A 22323-nucleotide genomic window follows, 5' to 3' on the forward strand; every position below is an offset into this window, starting at 1 on the left:
ACGCATGTTGACGATCGTTCACTTCAGCGACATCCACCTGGGCCAGGACCACCACGGGGACGGCGGTGAGCGGGCCCGCCGGCGGGCCGAGCAGGTGATGGCGTACCTCGACGCCCTGCCCGGCGCGCCGGACGCCGTCCTCGTCTCCGGCGACCTCGCCGACCACGGCCTTCCCGCCGAGTACCGCGAGGTCGCCAAGGTGCTGACCTCCCGTCACCCGGTGCTGCTCTGTCCGGGCAACCACGACGTGCGCGAGCCCTACCGGGAGGTGCTGCTCGGGGAGGAGCCCGCCGGCGGCCCGGTCAACCGGCTCCACCGACTGGCCGGCGCCGACGTGCTGATGCTCGACTCCTCGATCCCCGGCCGGCACGACGGCCTGCTCGACGAGGAGACCCTCGGCTGGCTGGACCGCACCCTCGCGGAGGGCGGGCCGGAGCGTCCCGCGCTGGTGGCCTTCCACCACCCGCCGGTGACCCTCAGCCTGCCGTACGTGGACCCGATCCGGCAGTTCGGCGAGGAGCGGCTCGCCGAGGTGCTGGCCCGTCACCCCCGGGTGAGGGCGCTGCTCTGCGGCCACGCCCACACGGCCGCGGCCACCACCTTCGCCGGGCTGCCGCTGCTGGTCGCGCCGGGTGTGGTCTCCACCGTCGCGCTGGCCTGCGAGGGCGGGCCGGACGTCACCTTCGAGCAGCCGCCGATGGTCGCCTTCCACGTGCTGGACGACGCGGGCCGGCTCACCACCCACTACCGGGTGGTCACCTCGGGCTGACGCGGTCCCGCACCGGCCGGCGGAGGCGTCTGCGGGTACGCCTGCGGGTGTGCGGGCGGGTACGCCTGCGGATGCCCCGGCGCATACCCCGGCGGGTACGCCTGCGGGTGCGCCGGCCCGGGCCGTGCGGGAGCGCCCCTCGGCCCCGGAGGCCCCGCCGGCCCTGCCGGCCCCGGCTGTCGCGGCGCGGCCGGGACCCGGCTGCCGGCCATCGGGGAGGCGGCGTTCGGCCCGCGCATCCGCTGCGCGGCCACCTGGCGGGAGATCAGGATCTCCAGCAGGCACCACATCGTGCCGAACACCCCGAGCCCCATCGCCATCAGCGCCGGTGTCATCAACCAGCTGTCCGCGTAGGAGGACAGCGTCGCGAGCACGATGCCGACCAGGGTGAAGGCGAGGCAGAGCACCGCCCGGACGACGGCGGCCCGCACCTCGTCGGGCAGACGGCGGCGACGGCGTGCGGATGACATCGGGCGACCCCCAGGCGCGGTCACGGCGGCGTACGCGGGCGGACACGGGTGGAACCGGTCGGGGCGGGTGGGACTCCACGGGGACGGGCGCCCCGGAACGCGCCCCTGCGCACCACTCTGCCCTGTCGTACCCGGACTATGCGCACGAATCCCCCGAACTGACACCAAATCGTGTGATCAGGCCCAGAGCGGCCGAAACCCCGGGGGGCTCAGCCCAGTTGACGACTGAGCTCCTCCAGCGCGCCCGCCACGATCGTCCGCATCGCCCGCTCGGCGTGCTCGGCGTCCCCCGCGCAGACCGCCTCCGCGACCTCGCGGTGCAGCCGGATCGCGTACGGCTCGGGCTGATGGGGCATCAGATGGTACTCGGTCCGGCCGGTGAGCACCGCCCCGACGGTGTCGCCGAGGTGCGCGAACATCTCGTTGCGGGAGGCCCGCAGCACGGTGGCGTGGAAGTCGATGTCGTGCTGGAGGAAGGCGGCCAGGTCGGCGGCGCGCGCGGTCATCGTCAACTCGACCGCCAGGGAGCTGAGCCGGCGCCGCTCGTCGTCGGTGGCGTGGTGTGCCGCGAGGGCGGCCGCGGCCGGTTCGACGGCCAGCCGCAGCGAGCCGAGTGAGCGCAGTTGCGCGGGCCGGTCGGCGCCGGCCAGCCGCCAGCGGATCACCAGCGGGTCGAAGACGTCCCAGTCCGACTTGGGCTGCACGGTGATCCCGACCCGGCGGCGGGAGGCCACCATGCGCATCCCCTCCAGGATCCGCACCGCCTCGCGGACCACCGTCCGCGACACCCCGAACCGCTCCTCCAGCTCCTCGGCGCGCAGCACCGAGCCCTCGGGGACCTCCCCGGACGCGATGGCCGGCCCCAACTCCGCGAGCAGTCGGCCGGGCAGCCCCTGGATCTCCATCCGCCCAGCCTAGACGCCCGAGCGCGGCCCGGAGCCCCCGACCCCGGTCCCCGGGGTGCGCCCGGCCTCACGTAAAAGTATGACGATTTGATTTCCAGTACTTGAATACGTCATATCTTTGAGGCGATAGTGGCGGCCAGGCAACGAAGGAGCACCACCCATGGCTCTCAGCGTCGAGAACCACGACACCCCGGAAGCACCCCTCACCGTCGTCGTGATGGGCGTCTCGGGCGTCGGCAAGACCACCCTGGCCCGCCTCCTGGCAGACCGCCTCGGCCTCCCCTTCGCCGAGGCGGACGACTTCCACCCGGCCGCCAACATCGCCAAGATGACGGCCGGCACCCCGCTGGACGACCAGGACCGCGCCCCCTGGCTGCGTGCCATCGGCGCCTGGCTGGCGGAGCGCACCGAGGCCGGCACCGGCGGCGTGGTCACCTGCTCGGCACTGAAGCACGGCTACCGCGACATCCTCCGCGCCGCCTGCCCGGACGCCTGGTTCCTGCACCTCAGCGGCGGTCACCGGCTGGTCGAGGACCGGCTCGCCCACCGCACCGGCCACTTCATGCCGACGTCGCTGCTCGACTCGCAGTACGCCGCCCTGGAACCCCTCGGCGCGGACGAGCGCGGCGCCGTCCTGGACGTCGGCCCGTCCCCCGAACACCTCGTCGAGAAGGCCGTGGCGCTGCTGCGGCCCGTCAATGGAGACCTCGCGTGACCACCCTCCTCGCGGCCGCCCCGGCGGCCCTGCCGCACACCGACAGCGACACCCGGCTGTTGATCGCGGTCCTGCTCAGCATCGGCGCCATCGTGCTGCTGATCACCAAGCTCAAGCTGCACCCGTTCCTGGCCCTCACGCTCGGCTCGGGGCTGCTGGCGGCCGTGGCGGGCGCCCCCTTCGACAAGCTGCTCGGCAGCTTCTCCACGGGCTTCGGCGCCACCGTGGCCGGCGTCGGCCTGCTGATCGGCCTGGGCGCGATGCTCGGCAAGCTGCTCGCCGACTCGGGCGGGGCGAACATCATCGCCGACACCGTGCTGGCCCGCTCCGGCCCGAAGGCGCTGCCCTGGGCGATGGCGCTGATCGCGGCGGTGCTCGGCCTGCCGCTCTTCTTCGAGGTCGGTGTCGTCCTGCTGATCCCGATCGTGCTGCTGGTGGCCCGCCGGGGCAACGTCCCGCTGATGCGGATCGGCATCCCGGCCCTGGCCGGCCTCTCGGTCCTGCACGGCCTGGTGCCGCCGCACCCTGGCCCGCTGGTCGCCGTCGACGCGCTGAACGCCGACCTCGGCATCACCCTCGCCCTCGGCCTGCTGATCGCCGTCCCGACCCTGGTCGTCGCCGGCCCGCTGTTCGCCCGCGTCGCCGAGCGCTGGGTCGGCCCGCTGGAGATCCCGGAGAACACCGCCCCGGCCGAGGCGGCCGACCGGCCCGAGCGCACGCCGTCCTTCGGCGCCGTCCTGGCGACCATCCTGCTGCCGGTGGTGCTGATGCTCGGCAAGGCCCTGGCCGACGTCGTCATCGACGACCCGAAGGCGCTCCCGCAGCGGGTGTTCGACTTCATCGGCTCGCCGCTGATCGCCCTGCTCGCCGCGACCCTGCTCGGCATGGTCACCCTCGGCCGGGCGGCCGGATTCGACCGGGACCGGATCTCCGACACGGTCGGCAGGTCGCTCGGCCCGATCGCCGGCATCGTCTTCATCGTCGGTGCGGGCGGCGGCTTCAAGCAGACCCTGATCGACGTGGGCGTCGGCAACGCGGTCAGCGAGTGGTCTGCCCGGTGGCACATCTCGGCGCTGCTGCTCGGCTGGCTGATCGCCGTGCTGATCCGTCTCGCCACCGGGTCCGCGACGGTGGCCACCATCACCGCGGCCGGCATCGTCGCCCCGCTGGCCGCCGACATGTCCTCCACCCACGCGGCCCTGCTGGTGCTGGCGATCGGCGCCGGCTCGCTGTTCTTCTCGCACGTCAACGACGCCGGCTTCTGGCTGGTGAAGGAGTACTTCGGGATGAGCGTCGGTCAGACCCTGAAGTCCTGGTCGGTGATGGAGACGGTGATCTCGGTGGTCGCGATCGCCCTGATCATGCCGCTCAGCCTGATCATCTAGCGGGACCCGGGGCCCGGGGCCCGGGGCCGGCGGACGCGCCCGGCCCCGGAAACGGCGGACGGGCGGGCACTCCTTCGAGGAGTGCCCGCCCGTCCGCCGTTCAGGCCGGTTCCGGCGGAGTCACGGCACGGCCGGCGGCAGGGTGCCGCCGGGCGTCGCCGGGGCCCAGGTGGGCGGGGCCGCGGCCTCCTGCGGATCGGTCTCCCGCAGCAGGACCCGCCAGCCGTCCGCGCCCGCGACGCCGTCGAGGCGCAGCTTGAGCTGTTTGACCTGCCGGCTGCGCTCGAAGTAGAGCACCACGGACTGCCGGACCGAGCCCTCGCCGTGGAACTCGGCGGTCACCGGGCCCTGCGCCCCCTGCCGGAAGCTCCGGACCCAGTTCGCCGCCGTGGTGTCGGCCTCGGCGGCCGACCCGTCGGAGGTGGCCAGCGCCGCCAGCCCGTCGCGCGAGCCGTCGGCGAGCCGCCACACCACCTCCTGGGTGAGCCGCAGGCTGCCAGTGGAGGGGTAGCCGACCACCCTCAGCGGCTCGTGGGCCGCGTAGTCGTCGGCGTACCGCAGCCCGTCGTCACCCGAGAGCCACCAGGCGGTGATCCCCGAGGCGGCGACGGCGGCTGCGAGGGCGGCGGCGGTCGCCGCCTTCCAGTGGCGAGCCATCAGGAGCTGCCCAGCGGCCGGACGATCCAGAACCGCTCGACCGGCGTGCCGAAGCGGCGCTGGCGGGCGAGGGCGTCGTAGAGGGTGGTCTGGTCGGTCAGACCGTGCTGGCGCAGTTCCATCTTCCGTCCGTAACTGACCACGACGGCGGCGTGGTTGATCCCCCAGTCGCTGTACCACTTGAAGAACACCAGGTCACCGGGCTTGGCGGAGTGCACGCTCATGATCGACTGCGTGTACCGGTAGCCGGTCAGGTGATTGTAGAGGTTCTGCGCGGCGGACCAGGTGTAGCTCTTGAAGGGCTTCCAGAACAGGTAGCCCTGGTCCCACCAGGCGTAGTCCCGGGTGCGGTTGCCCTGCCGGGTCCGCATGCCGCCGCCGTGGTACAGCGCCTTGGAGACGAAGTTGGTGCAGTCCTGGCCGTACTCGCGGCGGACCCCGATGTTGCGCCGGGCCCAGTCCGCGGTGCCGTTGCCGTAGACGCCCGCGTAGCTCGCGGTGGTCACGCCGGCCGGGGCGGCCGGCTCGGGCACCGGGAAGCCGTCCGCGCCGAGCGGGATGTCGCCGGTGGTGGGGGCGGGCGTCTGGTCCGAGCCGGTGACGTCGACCTGCGCCGCCGCGGCGGCGGAGGAGCCGAGCTTCTGCTCGGCCGAGTTGTCGTCGGCCTCCGAGACGAGCTTCGCGGCACCGCCGTTGACGGCGAACTCGAAGCGGCGGTTGGCGACGTTCTCGGTCGGGGTGTCCACCCCGGCCTCGCGGATCCGGGTGACCTCCTTGACGGTCGCCCGGACCACCACCTTGGCGGGGTTCTGCTGGTCGACCACGACGTCGGCCAGCGTGGACGCGGCCGCCACGTAGGCCTGGCCCTGGGTGGCGAGGCCCTCGCGGCTGCCGACCACCGCGTCCTCCTGGGTGGCCAGCAGGTCGACGAAGACCGTGCCGTGAGCGGCCTCCGCCGCGGCGTCGGGCACCGTCGCCCCGGTGGTGACGCGCACCTTGTTGCGGGCGTCCAGGTACTCCTGGACGAAGCCGCGGTAGAGGTCGCTGCCGCCGGCGGCGGGCTTGCCCTGGGTGTAGCCGGAGGCCGTCGGGGTGCTGGCGCCGAACGAGTTGTTCGTCGTCACGACGAGCCGGTAGCCGCGGGTGTTGTCCAGGCCGGCCGCCACCGCGCGGGTCTCGGCGGTGGTGAACTGCTGGACGACGGCGCCCGTGTCCTGCGCCTCGACCTTGACGGTGTAGTAGAGGTCCTCGCTGGCACCGTGGTCCACCGGGCTGTTCCAGCCGCCCACCAGGCCGGCGTCGCCGACGCTGACGGTGAGCTGCTGGGGCGCGGCGGGCGCGGTCGGCGTGAGGTAGTCGATCCTCAGCCGGGGCCGCTTCGCCTGGTCCGCGGCGGCGGCCGAGTGGTAGGCCGCGGGGGCCGCGCCGGCGGCCGGTCGCAGGGCGATGCCGTAGGGCTGGCCCCGGTCGGTCCAGGACTGCAGGACCGACGCCAGGTCGAGGTCGGCGAGGGTGGTGGCCGCCGCGTAGCTCTCGATGCCGGACGCCGCCACGAGCTGGGCGCCGGTCTGGCCGGGAGCCCACTCGCTGCCGAGCTGGAACACGTCGGCGGTGGTCGCCGGGCAGTCGGCGGCGCAGTCCGCGCGGGTGAGCTCCAGCTTGGCCGCCGTGATCCGGGCGCCCCGGGGGAGCGCGGTCAGGTCGGGCTTGAGCCAGCTGGACCACGAGGTGCCGTCGAAGGTGCCGACCCGCAGGGTGGCCGGGTCGGCGGCCGGGCAGGCGCCGGTGTCGCAGCCGGTGCCGGCGGTGGCGGCCGAGGCCGCGGCGAGGGACGCGTCGCCCACGGTCAGGGTGACCGGGACGGGCGGGACCGGCGGGGCCTGGACGTGCACGGTCAGGTCCTGGTCGGGCGTCCACGCCGAGCAGCCCACGGCGGTGCAGGCCCGGGCGGCCCAGCGGTAGCCGACGCCGTCGGTGAGCGCGCCCTCGGGGACCTGGACGGTCGCGCGGACACCGCTCTCGGTGGAGGCCGGCGGCAGGCTGGTCGGCAGCGGGGTGCCCGCGGCGTTCTTCAGGACGAACTCGGTCCTGACCCGGCTCTGGTTGGGGCTGGTGGCCAGGGCGGAGAGCAGCGGGGTCAGGGTCTCCTGGGCACCGGTCTGCAGCGCGGCCGGCACGTCCGGGAGCGGGCTGACGCTGAAGGTGGTCCAGGCGGACCAGTTCAGGTTGTAGTGCAGGCCGTCGTACGGCGAGGTGCGGAACCGGTAGGTGTGCCCGTACTCGAGCAGGCCCGCCGGCACGGTGACCTCGGAGGGGGTGCCGCTGGCGACGTAGCCGGAGACGTTGACGTTGCCCACCTGGACGCCGGAGATGGCGTCGACCAGCTGGAAGGTGCCGGTCACCTTGTCACCGTCGGGGTCGACGAAGGTGTCGCGGAGCACCGGGGTGGTGGTGTCGACCCGCCAGGTGCCGGTGCCGTCCTGCAGGAACGGCGGGCCGGCCTGCTGGTTGGTGCCGCTGCGCGGGCGGTAGTTGTAGGTGACCGTCAGCTTGGGGACGTTGGTGGCGGCGTTGGCGGAGTTGACCTCCTTCCAGTACTTCGTGGAGACCTCGTCGGGCGCGCGCAGGCCCATGCCGGAGGTGTTGCTCTTGGCGGAGGCCCAGGTCTGGACGAGGTTGGTGACGTCGGCGTTGATCCACCCGTCGCCGCCGCAGGCGTCGCGGCCCTTGGTCTCCGTCGAGGTCGCCTTCTTGGCCTTCCAGGCCGGCTGGGCGGTCCACCGCGAGGCGGTGGAGGCGAGGCCGGTGTCCCAGACCTCCCAGGTGTACGGCTGGCAGTCGCTGTTGCCGGAGTGGAAGTCGTACAGCGACAGGGTCGCCTTGGAGACCAGCGCGTCGGCGATGGAGGCGGTGTTCCAGTTGACGAACGCCCGGGCCTCGCGGGAGCTGCCGTCGGCGTTCTTGGTGCCGGAGTTGCCCCAGTAGATCTCGGTGTCGGACGACCAGTCGACCGTCTCGCCCTTCTGCACCCGGGTGTCGAAGGCGTTGCCGAGACCGGCGGTGGCCGGGTCGACGGTCACCGGGTAGACGGTGGCCGGGTCGGTGAGGAAGGCGGCGTCCGGGGTGAAGACCAGGTCGACGGTGTCGCCGCGCTGGACGACCTTCAGGTCGACCTTGGCCTGCCGGGCGTGCTCGCTGGAGCCGGGCTCGGTGGTGGCGTCCCACATCACCGGCGCGGGCAGCACGGCGCGCTTCTGGCCGTTCCCGCGGTCGCTGAACAGCACGCTGCCGTCCGGCTGCGCCTCGGCCTTGATGCCCTTGGCCCGCAGCGGCATGGTGTACGAGTAGCCGCCGGCCGCGGGGCGCTGCTTGAGCGTCACGAACTGCTCGAAGCCGGTCCGGGTCGCCTCGACGACGAGGTCGCCCGCGCCGTCGCCGATCGCGTCGCGGTAGGTGGCGCGGGTGCCGTTCAGCTCGGGCCTGGGCAGGCCGCCGCGCCACTGGAGGGCCAGCTCGTCCTCGCCGGAGCCGAGCGAGACCAGGGTGCGGACCGTTTCCGCACCGGCCTGCATCCCCTGGGCCTGGGACTCCTGGAGCGAGCGCGGACGCTTGCCGCCGGCGCCGGCCAGCTTCAGGGCGTTGGGGTGGGCGGCCGGGGCCACCGAGCCGTCGGAGGCGGCCTTGAGGGTGAGGTCGACGTCGGCCCACTTGCCGTCGCGCAGGAAGCGCACCGGGCCGGCCGACAGCTCGGTGGTGAGGGTGCCGTCCGGGTTGACCCAGGTGGTGGAGACCTCGCTGCGCTCGGCGACGGCCTCGACGCGCTTGCCGGTCTTGCGCGCGGCGACCCGCGCGGTGGCGATGCTGCCGGTCGGTTCGAGGGCGGCGGCGCTGGGGGCCTTGCCGGGGGAGGGCTTGGGCTGGGGCTTGGCCGCGACGGCGACCGGTGACCCGGCTGCCAGCGCGAGCGCCAGAGCGAGGGTCAGCGGGCCGCTCAGGGCCCGACTTGAGACGTGCATTGCTGCTCCTTGACCCACTGTTGATCAACAGTGATGCCGGGAGCATATGGAGGAACACATGACAAGATGATCATCGCAAAATGGGGCAAAAATACCCATTGCCTGAAGATTTCCTGAGAACTTTGACCCGATCGTGACGCACCGTGTGCGCACCATCGCACCGGCGCCGCCACGGTCGTGCCTGCGCCGCCGCGGCCGTGACGGGACGCCGTCCGGGCACGCCGGAGGGCGGGCACCCCCAGCCCTGGGGTGCCCGCCCGGCATGGTCCGGCCGCGGCCCTACTTGCCCTGGCGCTTGCCCAGGAAGGCCTCGACCTCGGTGCGGATCTCCGGGGTGTCCAGACCGCGGACGGTCATCGTGGTGCGGCGGCGCAGCACGTCGTCCACGGTGTACGCCCACTCGCTGTCGGCCGCGTAGGCGACCTGCGCCCAGACGTCCGGGCCGTCCTCGTGGATCGGCCGGCCGAGCTCCGGGTTCTCGTCGATCATGCGGGCGATCTCGAAGGACAGCGTGCCGTAGTGGCTGGCCAGGTGCCTGGCGACCAGCGGCTCCATCCGGGAGCCCGGCTCGCGGTCGATCAGCAGGCGGTGCGCGACGGCGTTCGGCGCGCCGACGCCCGGCAGCGGGACGGTCGGGGCGATCGGGGACATGTCCTCGCCGAGGGAGGTGCCGGGCACGTGGGCCAGCTTCTCCAGCACGGTCCGGCCGATGTGCCGGTAGGTGGTCCACTTGCCGCCGGCGACCGACAGCATGCCGCCCTTGCCCTCGGTGACGACCGTCTCGCGCTTGGCGGCGGCGGTGTCGCCCGGGCCGCCGGGCAGCACCCGCAGGCCGGCGAAGGAGTAGGTGATCAGGTCGCGGTCGAGGTGCTCGTCGCGGATCGCGTGCGCGGCCTCGCCCATGATCTGGTCGATGTCCGCCTCGGTGGCCCGGACGTCCTGCGGGTCGCCGGTGTACTCCTCGTCGGTGGTGCCGAGCAGGACGTGGTCCTCCCACGGGATCGCGAAGGAGACGCGGTACTTGTCGATCGGGATGGTCAGCGCGGCGCGCCACGGGGAGCGGCGCTTGACGACGACGTGGGCGCCCTTGGAGAGGCGGATCGACGGAGCGGCGCCGGCGTCCTCCATCCGGCGCAGGTGGTCCACCCACGGGCCGGTGGCGTTCAGCACCAGGCGGGCGTCGACACCGAACTCGGTGCCGTCCAGGCGGTCCTTGAGGTCGGCGCCGGTGACCCGGCCGCCGGTGAAGCGCAGGCCGGTGACCTCGGCGTGGTTCAGCACGACCGCGCCGGCGTCGACGGCGGCGCGCACCGTCATCACCGCGACGCGGGAGTCGTTCATCTGGTGGTCGCCGTAGACGGCCACCGAGCGCAGGCCCTCGGTGCGCAGCGCGGGCACCTGCTGCGCGGCGTGCGCGGCGGTGGAGACCCGGCCCATGCCGTCGCGGAACGCGGAGAGCGCGGAGTAGAGGAAGACTCCGGCGCCGAGCTTGGGCGCGCTGTGCGGGCCGCCCTTGTAGACCGGCACGAAGAAGGTCAGCGGGTTGACCAGGTGCGGGGCGACGTCGGTGGCGAGCGCGCGGCGCTCCTTGTGGTTCTCGGCGACCAGCTTGACCGCGCCGGTCTGCAGGTAGCGCAGACCGCCGTGGACCAGCTTGGAGGAGGCACTGGAGGTGGCGCCCGCGAAGTCGCCGGCGTCGACCATGGCGACCTTGAGACCGGCCTGGGAGGCCGTCCAGGCGACGGCGGTGCCGAGGATGCCGCCCCCGATCACCAGCAGGTCGTAGGTGGCCTTGCCCAGCAGCTCGCGGGTCTCGGCACGGGAGGCGGTGTGGCCGGCGGTGCGCTCGGCGCCCAGGGTCGGGATGGTTGCCATGGTGTGTGTACGGCGCGCGCGGGTCGGGCGGCGCCGCTACTCCTCTCGGTGTGCGTACGGCCCCTGGGAAGGGCCGGGTCGGCCCGGTGCGGCGGGCCGGTGAAACGGGAGCGGGCCGGCCGGGGCACGGGGCCCCGACCGGCTTCGCGCGATCAGTTGTTCTCGTCCTCCTCCACCCAGCCCATGGTGCGCTCGACGGCCTTGAGCCACTTCTTGTACTCGCGCTCCCGGGTGGCCTCGTCCATGCGCGGGGTCCACTCGGCGGCGCGGTGCCAGTTGGCCCGCAGGGTGTCGAGGTCGCTCCAGAAGCCGACCGCCAGACCGGCCGCGTAGGCGGCGCCGAGGGCGGTGGTCTCGGCCACGTACGGGCGCTCGACCGGGGCGTCCAGGACGTCGGCGATGTTCTGCATGAGCAGGTTGTTGCTGGTCATGCCGCCGTCGACCTTGAGGGCGGTGAGCTCGACGCCGGAGTCCTTCTGCATGGCGTCGACGACCTCGCGGGTCTGCCAGGCGGTGGCCTCCAGGACGGCCCGGGCCAGGTGGCCCTTGGTGACGTACCGGGTGAGGCCGGCGATCACACCGCGGGCGTCGGAGCGCCAGTACGGGGCGAACAGGCCGGAGAAGGCCGGGACGAAGTAGGCGCCGCCGTTGTCCTCGACGGTGTTGGCGAGGGTCTCGATCTCGGCGGCGGTCGAGATGATGCCGAGCTGGTCCCGCAGCCACTGGACGAGCGAGCCGGTGACGGCGATCGAGCCCTCCAGCGCGTAGACCGGCTTCTGGTCGCCGATCCGGTAGCCGACGGTGGTCAGCAGGCCGTGGTACGAGTTGACGATCTTCTCGCCGGTGTTCAGCAGCAGGAAGGTGCCGGTGCCGTAGGTCGACTTGGCCTCGCCCTCGTTGAAGCAGGTCTGGCCGAACAGCGCGGCCTGCTGGTCGCCGAGCGCGGCCGCGACCGGCACGCCGGCCAGGTCGCCGACGGCCTCGCCGTAGATCTCGGCGGAGGAGCGGATCTCCGGGAGGACGGTCAGCGGCACGCCCATCGACTCGGCGATCTTCTCGTCCCAGGCCAGGGTCTGGAGGTTCATCAGCATGGTGCGGCTGGCGTTGGTCACGTCCGTGACGTGCTTGCCGCCGTCGACACCGCCGGTGAGGTTCCAGATGACCCAGGTGTCCATGGTGCCGAAGAGGATGTCGCCGGCCTCGGCGCGCTCGCGCAGGCCCTCGACGTTGTCCAGCAGCCAGCGGATCTTCGGGCCGGCGAAGTAGCTGGCCAGCGGGAGGCCGGTCTCGCGGCGGAAGCGGTCCTGGCCGACGTTGCGGCCCAGCTCGCGGCAGAGCGCCTCGGTCCGGGTGTCCTGCCACACCAGCGCGTTGTGCACCGGCTCGCCGGTGTGGCGGTCCCACAGCACGGTGGTCTCGCGCTGGTTGGTGATGCCGATCGCGCGGATGTCGTCCTTGGTCAGGCCGGCCTTCTCCAGCGCGCCGCGGACGACCGACTGCACCCGGGTCCAGATCTCGGCGGCGTCGTGCTCGACGTAGCCCGGCTGGGGGAAGATCTGCCGGTGCTCCTGCTGGTCGACGGAGACGATCCGGCCGTCGGCGCCGAAGATGATGCAGCGGCTGGAGGTGGTGCCCTGGTCGATCGCGGCGATGTAGTTGCCAGTGCCAGTGGAGGTCATGAGGGTCCTCGGCTCGTTCAACGGTGTTCGGGGATGGGTGGGTCCGACTCTCGGTCAGTCCCCGTGCTCGGGTCGGGCGGAAACCCGTGGGTCAGAACGCGACGTGGTACAGGCCGCCGGCCAGCAGGCCGCCGATGACGGGGCCGAGCACCGGGATCCAGGCGTAGGACCAGTCGGAGCCGCCCTTGTTGGGGATCGGCAGCAGCGAGTGGACGATGCGCGGGCCCAGGTCGCGGACCGGGTTGATGGCGTACCCGGTCGGGCCGCCGAGCGACAGGCCGATGCCGACCACGGTGAAGGCGACGATCAGGATGCCCGTGCCGGAGAGGCCGAGGCCCTTGGTGAGGCCCTGGGTGAGGATGGCGAGGCAGAGCACGAAGGTGCCGATGACCTCGGTGAGCAGGTTCTGGACCGGGTTCCGGATCTCGGGACCGGTCGAGAAGATGCCGAGGGTGGGCTCCTGGTTGGCCTGGAACTGGCCGAGGTAGGTGAGCCACACGAAGACGGCGCCGATCATCGCGCCGAGCAGCTGGGAGCCGAGGTAGAGCGGGGCCTTGCTCCAGTCGCCGCTGTCCACGGCGACGGCCAGGGTGACGGCCGGGTTCAGGTGGGCGCCGGACTTCGGGGCCGACATGTAGGCGGCGATCATCACCGCGAAGCCCCAGCCGAAGGTGATCGCCAGCCAGCCGGCGTTGAGGGCCTTCGACTTCTTGAGCGTCACGGCGGCACAGACGCCACCGCCGAGAAGTATCAGGGCGGCGGTGCCGAGGGTTTCGCCGACGAAGATGTCGCCGTTGGAGAACGCGGACACAAAGACTCCCTTGTCCATATGGCCCGGAGGTGCGGGTGGGGGCAGGGGCCGGGCGACCGCGGGGCGGGTGAGCGCTCTGTGGGATGGAGTCGCACGGCCATCGTTCGACAATGTCGACCGTCATGCGGAAGCTTCCTCCCCGGGTCGCCCTCTCGTCAAGGCCGGGTTACGCAGCTGTGACCCTTTGCCCGGCCTGCTACCCGGTGTCACCGACTGGATAGTCGCAATTTTGGACAAAACGGTAAGGCGCGGACAGGCGACTCGCCTGTCCGCGCCTCAGCGTGAACGTCGTGTTTCCGGTGGGCGCCCCCGTGGACGCCCCCGCGTCCCGGTGTGCCGGGGCCCCGGGAGGGTCAGAACCGCCCGGCGCCCAGGTCCCGGGAGATCGCCCGTGCGGCGCTGCGCACCGAGGCGACCAGCGACGGCCTCACGAAGCCGTCCTCGCAGACCCGCTCCACCGCGCCGCTGACGCACACCGCGCCGACCGGGTTGCGCCGCCGGTCCTGGATCAGCGCGCCGATCGAGGCCACGCCCTCCCAGGTCTCCTCGATCGAGTCGGCCCAGCCCCGCTCGCGGGTCAGCGCCGCCTCGGCGTCCACGTCGGCCGCCGTGGTCAGCGTCCGCGCGGTGTACGGCTCGAACGGCCCGTCGCCCAGCTCGCCGCGCGCCACCGGGTCGTACGCCAGCAGGACCTTGCCCAGGGCGGTGGAGTGCAGTGGCTGCATCGAGCCGACCTCCAGCACCTGCCGGGTGTCGTCCGGCCGGAAGACGTGGTGCACGATCAGCACGCCCTGCTGGTGCAGCACCCCCAGGTAGACGGTCTCGCCGGCCGCCCTGGCCAGGTCGTCCGCCCAGACCAGGGCCCGTGCCCGCAGCTCGTGCACGTCCAGGTAGCTCTGGCCGAGCCGCAGCAGCTCCGCGCCCAGCTGGTACTTGCCGCTCTCCGGGTCCTGCTCGACGAACCCCTCCTGCTGGAGGGTCCGCAGGATGCCGTGCGCCGTCCCCTTGGCCAGGTCCAGCGCCGTCGCGACCTCCGACAGGCCCAGGCGGCGCTCACCGCCGGCCAGCAGGCGCATGATCGCGGCGGCCCGGGAGAGCGACTGGATCGGGCCGGGCATTGGTACCTCCGCGCTGACAGGCGGTCGACAATGTCGACCGCAGTGGTGACGGCACGAGTCTGCCAGGCCGCGGCCCGTCCGTGCACCTTCCCCCTCGGTAACCTCGCCCCCGGGTCCCGGCGGAGTGCCGCCCGCGACCCGCCCGCGACCCGTCCCCGCCGCGCCCCCGCCGGGTCCGGACCCGGCCGCGGCCCGGCCTCAGGAGCGGGCGCGGGCCACCTCGTCGGCCAGCTCCCGGATCTGAGCCCGCCCCACCCGGCAGCAGCCGCCCACCAGCCGCGCGCCGTCCGCCAGCCAGCCGGTCACCCGCCCCGCCGCGAACGTCGGCTCGCCGGTCCAGCCCCCGGCCCCGGCGTCCCAGCCCTCGCCGCTGTTCGGGTACGCCACCACCGGCTTGCCGGTCACCCGCGCCGCCAGCGCCACCGCCCGGTCCGCCTCCTGCGGCGTGCAGCAGTTCACCCCCACCGCCACCACCTCGTCCACCTCCGCGGCCGACGCGAACGCCTCCGCCAGCGGCTGCCCCGCCCGGGTCCGCCCGCCCGCCACGCCGAACGACAGCCAGGCGGGCACCCCGAGCCCGCGCACCGCCCGCAGCAGCGCCCTGCCCTCGTCGGCGTCCGGCACCGTCTCCAGTGCCAGCACGTCGGGCCCGGCCGCCGCCAGCACCTCCAGCCGCGGCCGGTGGAACGCCTCCAGCTCGGCCACACCCAGCCCGTAGCGGCCCCGGTACTCCGACCCGTCCGCGGCCACCGCCCCGTACGGGCCCACCGACGCCGCCACCCAGCGCCGCGGGCCGGGCAGCCCCCCGGCGGCCTCCCGGGCCAGCTCGACGCTGAGCGCCAGCAGCCGCTCGGCCCCGGCCCGGCCCACCCCGCGCCGGGCGAACCCCTCGAAACTCGCCTGGTAGCTCGCGGTGATCGCGACCTCGGCCCCCGCGTCGAAGTACGCCCGGTGCGCGGCCACCAGCGCCTCGGGCGCGTCCACGAGCAACCGGGCCGACCACAGCCCGCCCGACAGGTCGTGGCCGGCCGCCGCCAGCTGCTCGGACAGCCCGCCGTCCAGCACCAGCGGACCGGCCGCCAGTGCCGCGGCGAAGTCCGGCGGGGGAGTGCTGGGCATGACGGCCTCCTCGTGGCGAAGCACCTGGTCACAGCCTAGGAGACGGCCGCCGCCCGGTCCCCGGAAAACCATTTGCCGGAGAGGCAACGGATCGCTACGTTGTGCTCATCCCGAGAACGACGACACCGGCCACGGCCGGCGCCGAAGCAACGGCCGACGGAGAGGAGCGCGCCGTGACCACCCCACCCGACACCCGGGGCCGCACGGCCGCCGAGCAGGAGTGGCTCGCCTCCTACGACCCCCGGGCGTACACCCCGGTCGCCGTCACGGTCGACGTGGTCGCCCTGACCCTGCGCCACGGCATCCTGCACGTCCTGCTCGTGGAACGGGCCCTCCCGCCCTACCAGGGCCGCTGGGCGCTGCCCGGCGGCTTCCTGCGGGCCGGCGAGGAGAGCCTCGACGAGGCCGCCGCCCGCGAGCTCGCCGAGGAGACCGGCCTGCACGGCACCGTCGAGGCCGCGGCCGCGCTCAGCCGGATGCACCTCGAACAGCTCGGCACCTACGGCGCCCCCGACCGGGACCCGCGCATGCACGTCGTCGCCGTCGCCTACCTCGCCTTCGCCCCCGACCTGCCCGACCCGCAGGCCGGCACGGACGCGGCACGGGCCGCCTGGCACCCCGTCACCGACCTCGACCTCCGGCCGGCCGGCCGGTCCGAGACCGCCGGTGCACCTGCCGACACCCACGGGGGTGGCGTCGGCAGGTGCACCGGCCCCCACACCGGGGCGCCCGCGGCGGCCGGGCCCGCCACGAGCGACGCCGCCCCGATCGAGCTGGCCTTCGACCACGCCCGGATCGTCACCGACGCCCTCGACCGCGCCCGCGCCAAGATCGAGTACAGCCCGGTCGCCACGGCCTTCCTCCAGCACGACTTCACCATCCCCGAGCTGCGCGCCGTCTACGAGGCCGTCTGGGACGAGAAGCTCCACCCCGGCAACTTCCACCGCAAGGTGCTCTCCGTCCCCGGCTTCGTCCAGGGCACCGGCACCACCACCAAACACGGCGGCGCACGCGGCGGCCCGCGCGCCCGGACGTACCACGCCGGGGACGCCCGCCTCCTGCACCCCGCCCTGCTCCGCCCCGCCCGCGAGGACGAGGCGGACGGAGCGCCGGAGGCAGCGACCGGAGAGGCGACGGGACACCCGGCGACGCGAGCGACGGGCGAGCGGATCCGATGACCGGCTCCGGCGCCATGCCGACCCGCACTACCATCCGGCCATGACGACTCACGAGGCCGAAACGGCGCGCCACCGGCCCAACTCCCACTGCCACTTCTGCGGCGCCCCCTACCAGACCGGCACCGACGGCTGGCCCCGCACCTGCCCGCGCTGCGCCGAGATCAGCTACCGCAACCCACTCCCCGTCGTCGTCACCCTCCTCCCCGTCACCCGGGACGACGCCGCGGACGGCCTCGTCGTCATCCGTCGCACCATCGAGCCCGGCTACGGCGAGCTCGCCCTCCCCGGCGGCTACATCGACTACGGCGAGAGCTGGCAGCAGGCCTGCGTCCGCGAACTCCGCGAGGAGACCGGCATCCTCGCCGACGCCGCCGACATCACCCTGGTCGCCACCGACTCCGACACCCGCGGCGGCTTCCTCTGCCTCTTCGGCCTGCTCCCCGCCCGCCCGCTCACCGTCCTCCCGGCCTCCCGGCCCACCGACGAGACCGACGGCTGGCAGCTCTCCGCCCCCGACACCCCACTCGCCTTCCCCTTCCACACCCGCGTCTCCCGCTCCTGGTACAACGGCGAGTTCACCCGCCCCTGACCAGCGCCTGACCGCGCCGGGCAGACCCTGGCGCACCGGCCGATCACGTGGCAGGGTCTGCACCGACAGCCCCCAACCGGACGCGGGCCCTGCCACGAGCAGCCCCGTCCTTACCACCGGCCGGGAGACCACCACCGTGAGCACCCCACCCCAGGACCAGCCGCTCTGGCGCCCCACCCCCGCCCGCGCCGCCAGCACCGGGATCGTGGCCTTCCAGGCCTGGGCCGCCCGACACCACGGCGCCCCGGCCGCCCCGCTCGCACCCACCGCCTCCGACGCCGAGGCCGCCGCCCGCTACGCCGCCCTGCACTCCTGGTCCGTCGAGGACCTCGACCGCTTCTGGACCGCCGTCACCCAGTGGTTCGACGTCCGGCTCACCACCGACGCCCCCGCCGGCGAACCGCACGGCGTCCTGACCGACGCCACCATGCCCGGCGCCACCTGGTTCCCCGGCAGCCGGCTCAACTACGCCGAACACGCCCTCCGCCACGGCGAGGACCAGGCCAACGCCGACAAGCCGGCCATCCTCCACCTCGACGAGACCACCGAGCAGCCCGTCGTCCTCACCTGGTCCGAACTCCGCCGCCAGGTCGGCGCCCTCGCCGCCGCCCTCCGCGCGCAGGGCATCGGTCCCGGCGACCGCGTCGGCGCCTACCTGCCCAACATCCCGCAGGCCGCCGTCGCCCTCCTCGCCACCGCCGCCGTCGGAGCCGTCTGGACCAGCTGCGCCCCCGACTTCGGCGCCCGCAGCGTCCTCGACCGCCTGCAGCAGATCGAACCCGCCGTCCTCTTCGCCGTCGACGGCTACCACTACGGCGGCAAGGACCACGACCGCACCGAGGTCGTCGCCGAGCTCCGCCGCGAACTCCCCTCGCTGCGCACCGTCGTCCACGTCCCCCTGCTCGGCGCCCCCGCACCGGAAGGCGCCCTGCACTGGGACGACCTGGTCGCCGGCGACGTCGAGCCGGTCTTCGAGGCCGTCCCGTTCGACCACCCGCTCTGGGTCCTCTACTCCTCCGGCACCACCGGCCTGCCCAAGGCCATCGTCCAGAGCCAGGGCGGCATCCTCGTCGAGCACCTCAAGCAGGCCGGCCTCCACCTCGACCTGGGCCCCGAGGACCGCTTCCTCTGGTACACCTCCACCGGCTGGATGATGTGGAACTTCCTCGTCGCCGGCCTCCTCGTCGGATCCACGATCGTCACCTACGACGGCAGCCCCGGCCACCCCGACACCGGCGCCTTCTGGTCCGTCGCGGCCCGCACCGGCGCCACCGTCGTCGGCACCTCCGCCGCCTACGTCATCGCCAGCCGCAAGGCCGAACTCCGCCCCGGCCGCGACCTCGACCTCTCCGCCGTCCGCTGCATCGGCACCACCGGCTCCCCGCTCCCGCCCGACGGCTTCCGCTGGATCTACGACGAGGTCAAGGACGACGTCTGGCTCGCCTCCGTCAGCGGCGGCACCGACGTCTGCTCCTGCTTCGTCGGCGGCGTCCCCACCCTCCCGGTGTACCTCGGCGAGATCCAGGCCCCCTGCCTCGGCGCGGCCGTCGAGTCCTGGGACGTCCAGGGACGCCCGCATACCGACGAGGTCGGCGAACTCGTCGTCACCAAGCCCATCCCGTCGATGCCCACCGGCTTCTGGAACGACCCCGAGGGCGTCCGGTACCACGACAGCTACTTCGACACGTACCCCGGCGTCTGGCGCCACGGCGACTGGATCACCGTCACCTCGCGCGGCACCGTGGTCATCCACGGCCGCTCCGACTCCACCCTCAACCGGCAGGGCGTCCGGATGGGCTCCTCCGACATCTACGAGGTCGTCGAGCGCCTCCCCGAGATCGCCGAGTCCCTGGTCATCGGCCTGGAGGAGCCCGACGGCGGCTACTGGATGCCGCTCTTCGTGGTCCTGGCCCCCGGCGCCGAACTCGACGACGCCCTCGTCGGCCGCATCCGCACCGCGCTGCGGACCGAACTCTCCCCGCGCCACGTCCCCGACGAGGTCATCGCCGTCCGCGGCCTGCCGCACACCCTCACCGGCAAGCGCATCGAGGTCCCGGTCAAGCGCCTGCTCTCCGGCACCCCGCTCGACCAGGCCGTCAACCCCGGCTCCGTCGACAATCTCGACCACCTGCGCTTCTTCGAGCAGCTCCGGCGTGAGCGCCTGGCGAAGTAGGCAGGCGCGCTCCGGGGGCTTCCGGCACTCCCGGTGCTCCCGGAAACGCCGGAGGGGCCCTTCCACAGCCACGGTGGAAGGGCCCCTCCTCGACGGCGGCGCGCGTTTCCGCGTGCCCACCCGCCACTACTCGCCGGACAGCACCTGCTGCGCCGCGGCACGCGCCTCCTCGGCGCTGTCCGCCGCCCGCGCGGCCTCGGCCGCCCGGCGGCACTGCGCCAACGTGTACTTGGCCAGCGTGCTCCGCACGTACGGGATCGACGCCGCGCCCATCGAGAGGCTGGTCACCCCGAGACCGGTCAGCACCACGGCCAGCAGCGGGTCGGAGGCGGCCTCGCCGCAGACGCCGCAGCTCTTGCCGACGGCCGCGGCGGCATCGGCGGAGAACGCGATCAGGTCCAGCAGCGCCGGCTGCCACGGGTCCTGGAGCCGGGCCAGCGCACCCACCTGACGGTCGGCGGCGAAGGCGTACTGGGCGAGGTCGTTGGTCCCCAGCGAGAGGAACTCGACCTCCTGCAGGATCGAACGAGCCCGCAGCGCGGCCGACGGGATCTCGACCATCGCACCGAACTTGGCGTTCAGCCCGGCCTCACGACACGCGTCGGCGAAGTCCTTGGCGTCCTTGCGGTCGGCCACCATCGGGGCCATCACCTCAAGGTGCACCGGCAGGCCCTCGGCCGCGGTGGCCAGCGCGCGCAGCTGGGTCTGCATGACGTCCGGGTGCTCCAGCAGCGTCCGCAGACCGCGCACGCCGAGCGCCGGGTTCGGCTCGTCGGCCGGGGTCAGGAAGTCCAGCGGCTTGTCCGCGCCCGCGTCCAGCGCCCGGACCACGACCCGGCTCTCCGGGAACGCCTCCAGCACCTTGCGGTAGGCCTCGACCTGCTTCTCCGCGCTGGGCGCCTTCGCCGAGTCGTCCAGGAAGAGGAACTCGGTCCGGAACAGGCCGACGCCCTCCGCGCCCGCCTCCAGCGCGGCCGGCAGGTCGGCCGGGCCACCGATGTTGGCCAGCAGCGGCACCTTGTGCCCGTCCGAGGTCTGGCCCGGACCGGAGGAGGCGGCCAGCGCCGCCCTGCGCTCGGCGGCGATCCGGCGCAGCTCCTCCTGCTTCTCCGCGGACGGCTCGACCAGGACGTCGCCCGAGCTGCCGTCCACCGCGACGACGGTGCCCTCGGCGACGTCGGACGCGCCCGGCAGCGCGACCACGGCGGGGACACCCATGGCCCGCGCGAGGATGGCGCTGTGGCTGGTCGGCCCGCCCTCCTCGGTCACGAAGCCGAGCACCAGCGTCGGGTCCAGCAGCGCGGTGTCGGCCGGCGCCAGGTCCCGGGCGAACAGCACGTACGGCTCGTCGCTGTCCGGGACACCCGGCATCGGCACGCCCAGCAGCCGCGCCACGATGCGGTTCCGCACGTCGTCCAGGTCGGCCACCCGGCCGGCCAGGTAGTCCCCGGCCGAGGCGAGCAGCGCCCGGTAGGCGGCGAACGCGTCGTAGACACCGCGCTCGGCGCTGCTGCCGACGGCGATCCGGCGGGCGACGTCGGCCATCAGCTCCGGGTCCTGGGCCATCAGGGCCTGGGCTTCCAGGACGGCCTGCGCCTCGCCACCGGCGAGGTTGCCGCGGGCGATCAGATCCGCGGCAACCGCCTCGACGGCGGCCTGGGCGCGGGCCTGCTCACGCGGAGCGTCCTCGGTGGGGATCTGGGTGGCCGGCGGCTCCAGCACCGCCGTACCCATGTGCCGCACCTGGCCGATCGCGACCCCGTGGCTGACACCCACGCCGCGCAGCGTCTTCTCCATGTATGTCTCCGCTGAGGGAAGCGGCCCCGCCGGGTACCGCTGTGTGCCGGGCCGCCCCGTCCGGTGCGGAGGGGCGGGTGTGTCGGGAAGGGTAGAGAGGGGTCAGCTCCAGCTGAACAGGGCGTCGCCCACGGCGACCTCCCCGTCCTCGCGGACGTCGCCCAGCGCGTCGGTCGAAGCCTCGAGCGCGACGATCGGCGAGATCGGCGACTTGCCGGCGGCCTCGACGGCGGCCGGGTCCCACTTGATGACGGCCTGGCCGCGGGTGACGGTGTCCCCCTTGTTGACGAGGAGCTCGAAGCCCTCGCCGTTCAGCTGGACGGTGTCGATCCCCAGGTGCGTCAGCACACCGTGCCCGTCCGCGTCCACGACGACGAACGCGTGCGGGTGCATGGAGACGACCACGCCGTCCACCGGGGCGACGGCCTCGGTCGGGCGGCGCACCGGGTCGATCGCGGTGCCCGGGCCGACCATCGCGCCCGAGAAGACGGGGTCCGGCACGCCGGCGAGCCCGACGACCTTGCCGGTCAGCGGCGACGTCACAGTGGTCATGGTTGAGCCTCCCAAGTGCGCAGTACAGCAAGTACAGGCGAGCGGCCGCGAACAGCGGCAGGGTGATCGAGGGGTGATCGACTGAAGCCTAGATCATGTCAACTTTGGACATCTGCTGACATTCCCGGGCGAAGCGCCCTGCCTGCCCGCCCTCACCAGCTGGCCATCTCGCCGACCGCTAGTGGTCTAGTCCTCTTGGCCGATGCGCCGCACTCTACAGGCATCTTGGCGAATCGGGACCATTGCTGTATATGCTCGCGAGAGCAACAAATCACGCCGCCGACCGGGTGACGCCCGGCGCGGCTCGATTCGCGCTCCGGTCGGCGACCCGCTATGGTTGGTCGAGTCGCCGCGAGACGACGGTTAACACCAGGTTTCAGATACGAAAAGCGCCGGTTAAACAACGGCAAACGGATCTGCTAAGCTGGAAACACGAAAGAACGAAGCGCCCGGAGGGCCGGTGTGAAAGCCGCCTGAAGGAAGTGTCCGTTCCTTGAGAACTCAACAGCGTGCCA

General features: G+C 73.4%; 17 protein-coding genes. 6 read left to right on the forward strand and 11 right to left on the reverse strand.

Features of this window, described 5'->3' with window-relative positions; all coding sequences use genetic code 11:
* The first annotated feature begins 4 nt into the window (after positions 1 to 4).
* A complete protein-coding gene (locus AC067J_RS37125) occupies positions 5 to 769 on the forward strand; it encodes a metallophosphoesterase (RefSeq protein ID WP_478306936.1) in 765 nt (254 codons plus the stop codon).
* Here AC067J_RS37125 and AC067J_RS37130 read toward each other — a convergent pair.
* Positions 745 to 1239 carry a hypothetical protein gene (locus AC067J_RS37130; protein WP_478306938.1) on the reverse strand — a complete coding sequence of 165 codons (495 nt, stop codon included), beginning with the start codon at positions 1237 to 1239 and terminating at the stop codon, positions 745 to 747. The genes AC067J_RS37125 and AC067J_RS37130 overlap by 25 nt on opposite strands.
* A gap of 209 nt (positions 1240 to 1448) precedes the next feature.
* Entirely contained in the window at positions 1449 to 2144 is a 696-nt protein-coding gene (locus AC067J_RS37135) for a FadR/GntR family transcriptional regulator (RefSeq protein WP_478306940.1), read from the reverse strand.
* 160 nt (positions 2145 to 2304) lie between these two features.
* Here AC067J_RS37135 and AC067J_RS37140 point away from each other — a divergent pair, with 160 nt between their 5' ends.
* Positions 2305 to 2859, forward strand: a complete 555-nt coding sequence (locus AC067J_RS37140; protein WP_478306942.1) for a gluconokinase — start codon at positions 2305 to 2307, stop codon at positions 2857 to 2859.
* Positions 2856 to 4244 (forward strand): GntT/GntP/DsdX family permease, encoded by a 1389-nt coding sequence (locus tag AC067J_RS37145; RefSeq protein WP_478306944.1) that lies wholly within the window; start codon positions 2856 to 2858, stop codon positions 4242 to 4244. Before AC067J_RS37140 ends, AC067J_RS37145 begins: the two co-directional genes overlap by 4 nt.
* A gap of 120 nt (positions 4245 to 4364) precedes the next feature.
* Here AC067J_RS37145 and AC067J_RS37150 read toward each other — a convergent pair whose 3' ends face one another.
* The 7 genes from AC067J_RS37150 to mmuM form a co-directional block, all read right to left on the reverse strand.
* Entirely contained in the window at positions 4365 to 4901 is a 537-nt protein-coding gene (locus AC067J_RS37150; protein WP_478306945.1) for a hypothetical protein, read from the reverse strand.
* The gene (locus AC067J_RS37155; RefSeq protein WP_478306947.1) at positions 4901 to 8917 is read right to left on the reverse strand and encodes a DNRLRE domain-containing protein; all 4017 of its coding nucleotides are present in this window, start codon (positions 8915 to 8917) and stop codon (positions 4901 to 4903) included. The genes AC067J_RS37150 and AC067J_RS37155 overlap by 1 nt, the downstream gene beginning before the upstream one ends.
* A gap of 279 nt (positions 8918 to 9196) precedes the next feature.
* Positions 9197 to 10792: a glycerol-3-phosphate dehydrogenase/oxidase gene (locus tag AC067J_RS37160; protein WP_478306949.1), complete on the reverse strand. Its 1596-nt coding sequence runs from the start codon at positions 10790 to 10792 to the stop codon at positions 9197 to 9199.
* 152 nt (positions 10793 to 10944) lie between these two features.
* Complete coding sequence (gene glpK / locus AC067J_RS37165) at positions 10945 to 12471, reverse strand: glycerol kinase GlpK (RefSeq protein WP_478306950.1); 1527 nt, start codon at positions 12469 to 12471, stop codon at positions 10945 to 10947.
* Positions 12472 to 12562: 91 nt separating this feature from the next.
* A complete protein-coding gene (locus AC067J_RS37170) occupies positions 12563 to 13300 on the reverse strand; it encodes an MIP/aquaporin family protein (protein WP_478306951.1) in 738 nt (245 codons plus the stop codon).
* 335 nt (positions 13301 to 13635) lie between these two features.
* The gene (locus AC067J_RS37175) at positions 13636 to 14400 is read right to left on the reverse strand and encodes an IclR family transcriptional regulator (RefSeq protein WP_478306953.1); all 765 of its coding nucleotides are present in this window, start codon (positions 14398 to 14400) and stop codon (positions 13636 to 13638) included.
* 198 nt (positions 14401 to 14598) lie between these two features.
* Positions 14599 to 15519, reverse strand: coding sequence for a homocysteine S-methyltransferase (mmuM, locus tag AC067J_RS37180; RefSeq protein ID WP_478306955.1), 921 nt, complete (start codon positions 15517 to 15519; stop codon positions 14599 to 14601).
* Between the two features lie 173 nt (positions 15520 to 15692).
* On the opposite strand from mmuM, the gene AC067J_RS37185 reads away from it, so the two are divergent.
* The 3 genes from AC067J_RS37185 to AC067J_RS37195 all read left to right on the forward strand — a co-directional run bounded on the left by AC067J_RS37185 (position 15693) and on the right by AC067J_RS37195 (position 19459).
* Entirely contained in the window at positions 15693 to 16697 is a 1005-nt protein-coding gene (locus AC067J_RS37185; RefSeq protein ID WP_478306957.1) for an NUDIX hydrolase, read from the forward strand.
* Positions 16698 to 16737: 40 nt separating this feature from the next.
* Positions 16738 to 17286, forward strand: coding sequence for an NUDIX domain-containing protein (locus tag AC067J_RS37190; RefSeq protein WP_478306959.1), 549 nt, complete (start codon positions 16738 to 16740; stop codon positions 17284 to 17286).
* A 136-nt stretch (positions 17287 to 17422) separates the two neighbouring features.
* Positions 17423 to 19459: an acetoacetate--CoA ligase gene (locus AC067J_RS37195; RefSeq protein WP_478306960.1), complete on the forward strand. Its 2037-nt coding sequence runs from the start codon at positions 17423 to 17425 to the stop codon at positions 19457 to 19459.
* Between the two features lie 126 nt (positions 19460 to 19585).
* On the opposite strand, the gene ptsP is transcribed toward AC067J_RS37195, so the two are convergent.
* Together ptsP and AC067J_RS37205 are read right to left on the reverse strand one after the other, a co-directional pair.
* Entirely contained in the window at positions 19586 to 21256 is a 1671-nt protein-coding gene (gene ptsP / locus AC067J_RS37200; protein ID WP_478306962.1) for a phosphoenolpyruvate--protein phosphotransferase, read from the reverse strand.
* Between the two features lie 102 nt (positions 21257 to 21358).
* Positions 21359 to 21808: a PTS sugar transporter subunit IIA gene (locus tag AC067J_RS37205; protein ID WP_478306963.1), complete on the reverse strand. Its 450-nt coding sequence runs from the start codon at positions 21806 to 21808 to the stop codon at positions 21359 to 21361.
* Between the last annotated feature and the right edge of the window lie 515 nt (positions 21809 to 22323).

Source organism: Kitasatospora sp. NPDC042419 (assembly GCF_056437345.1).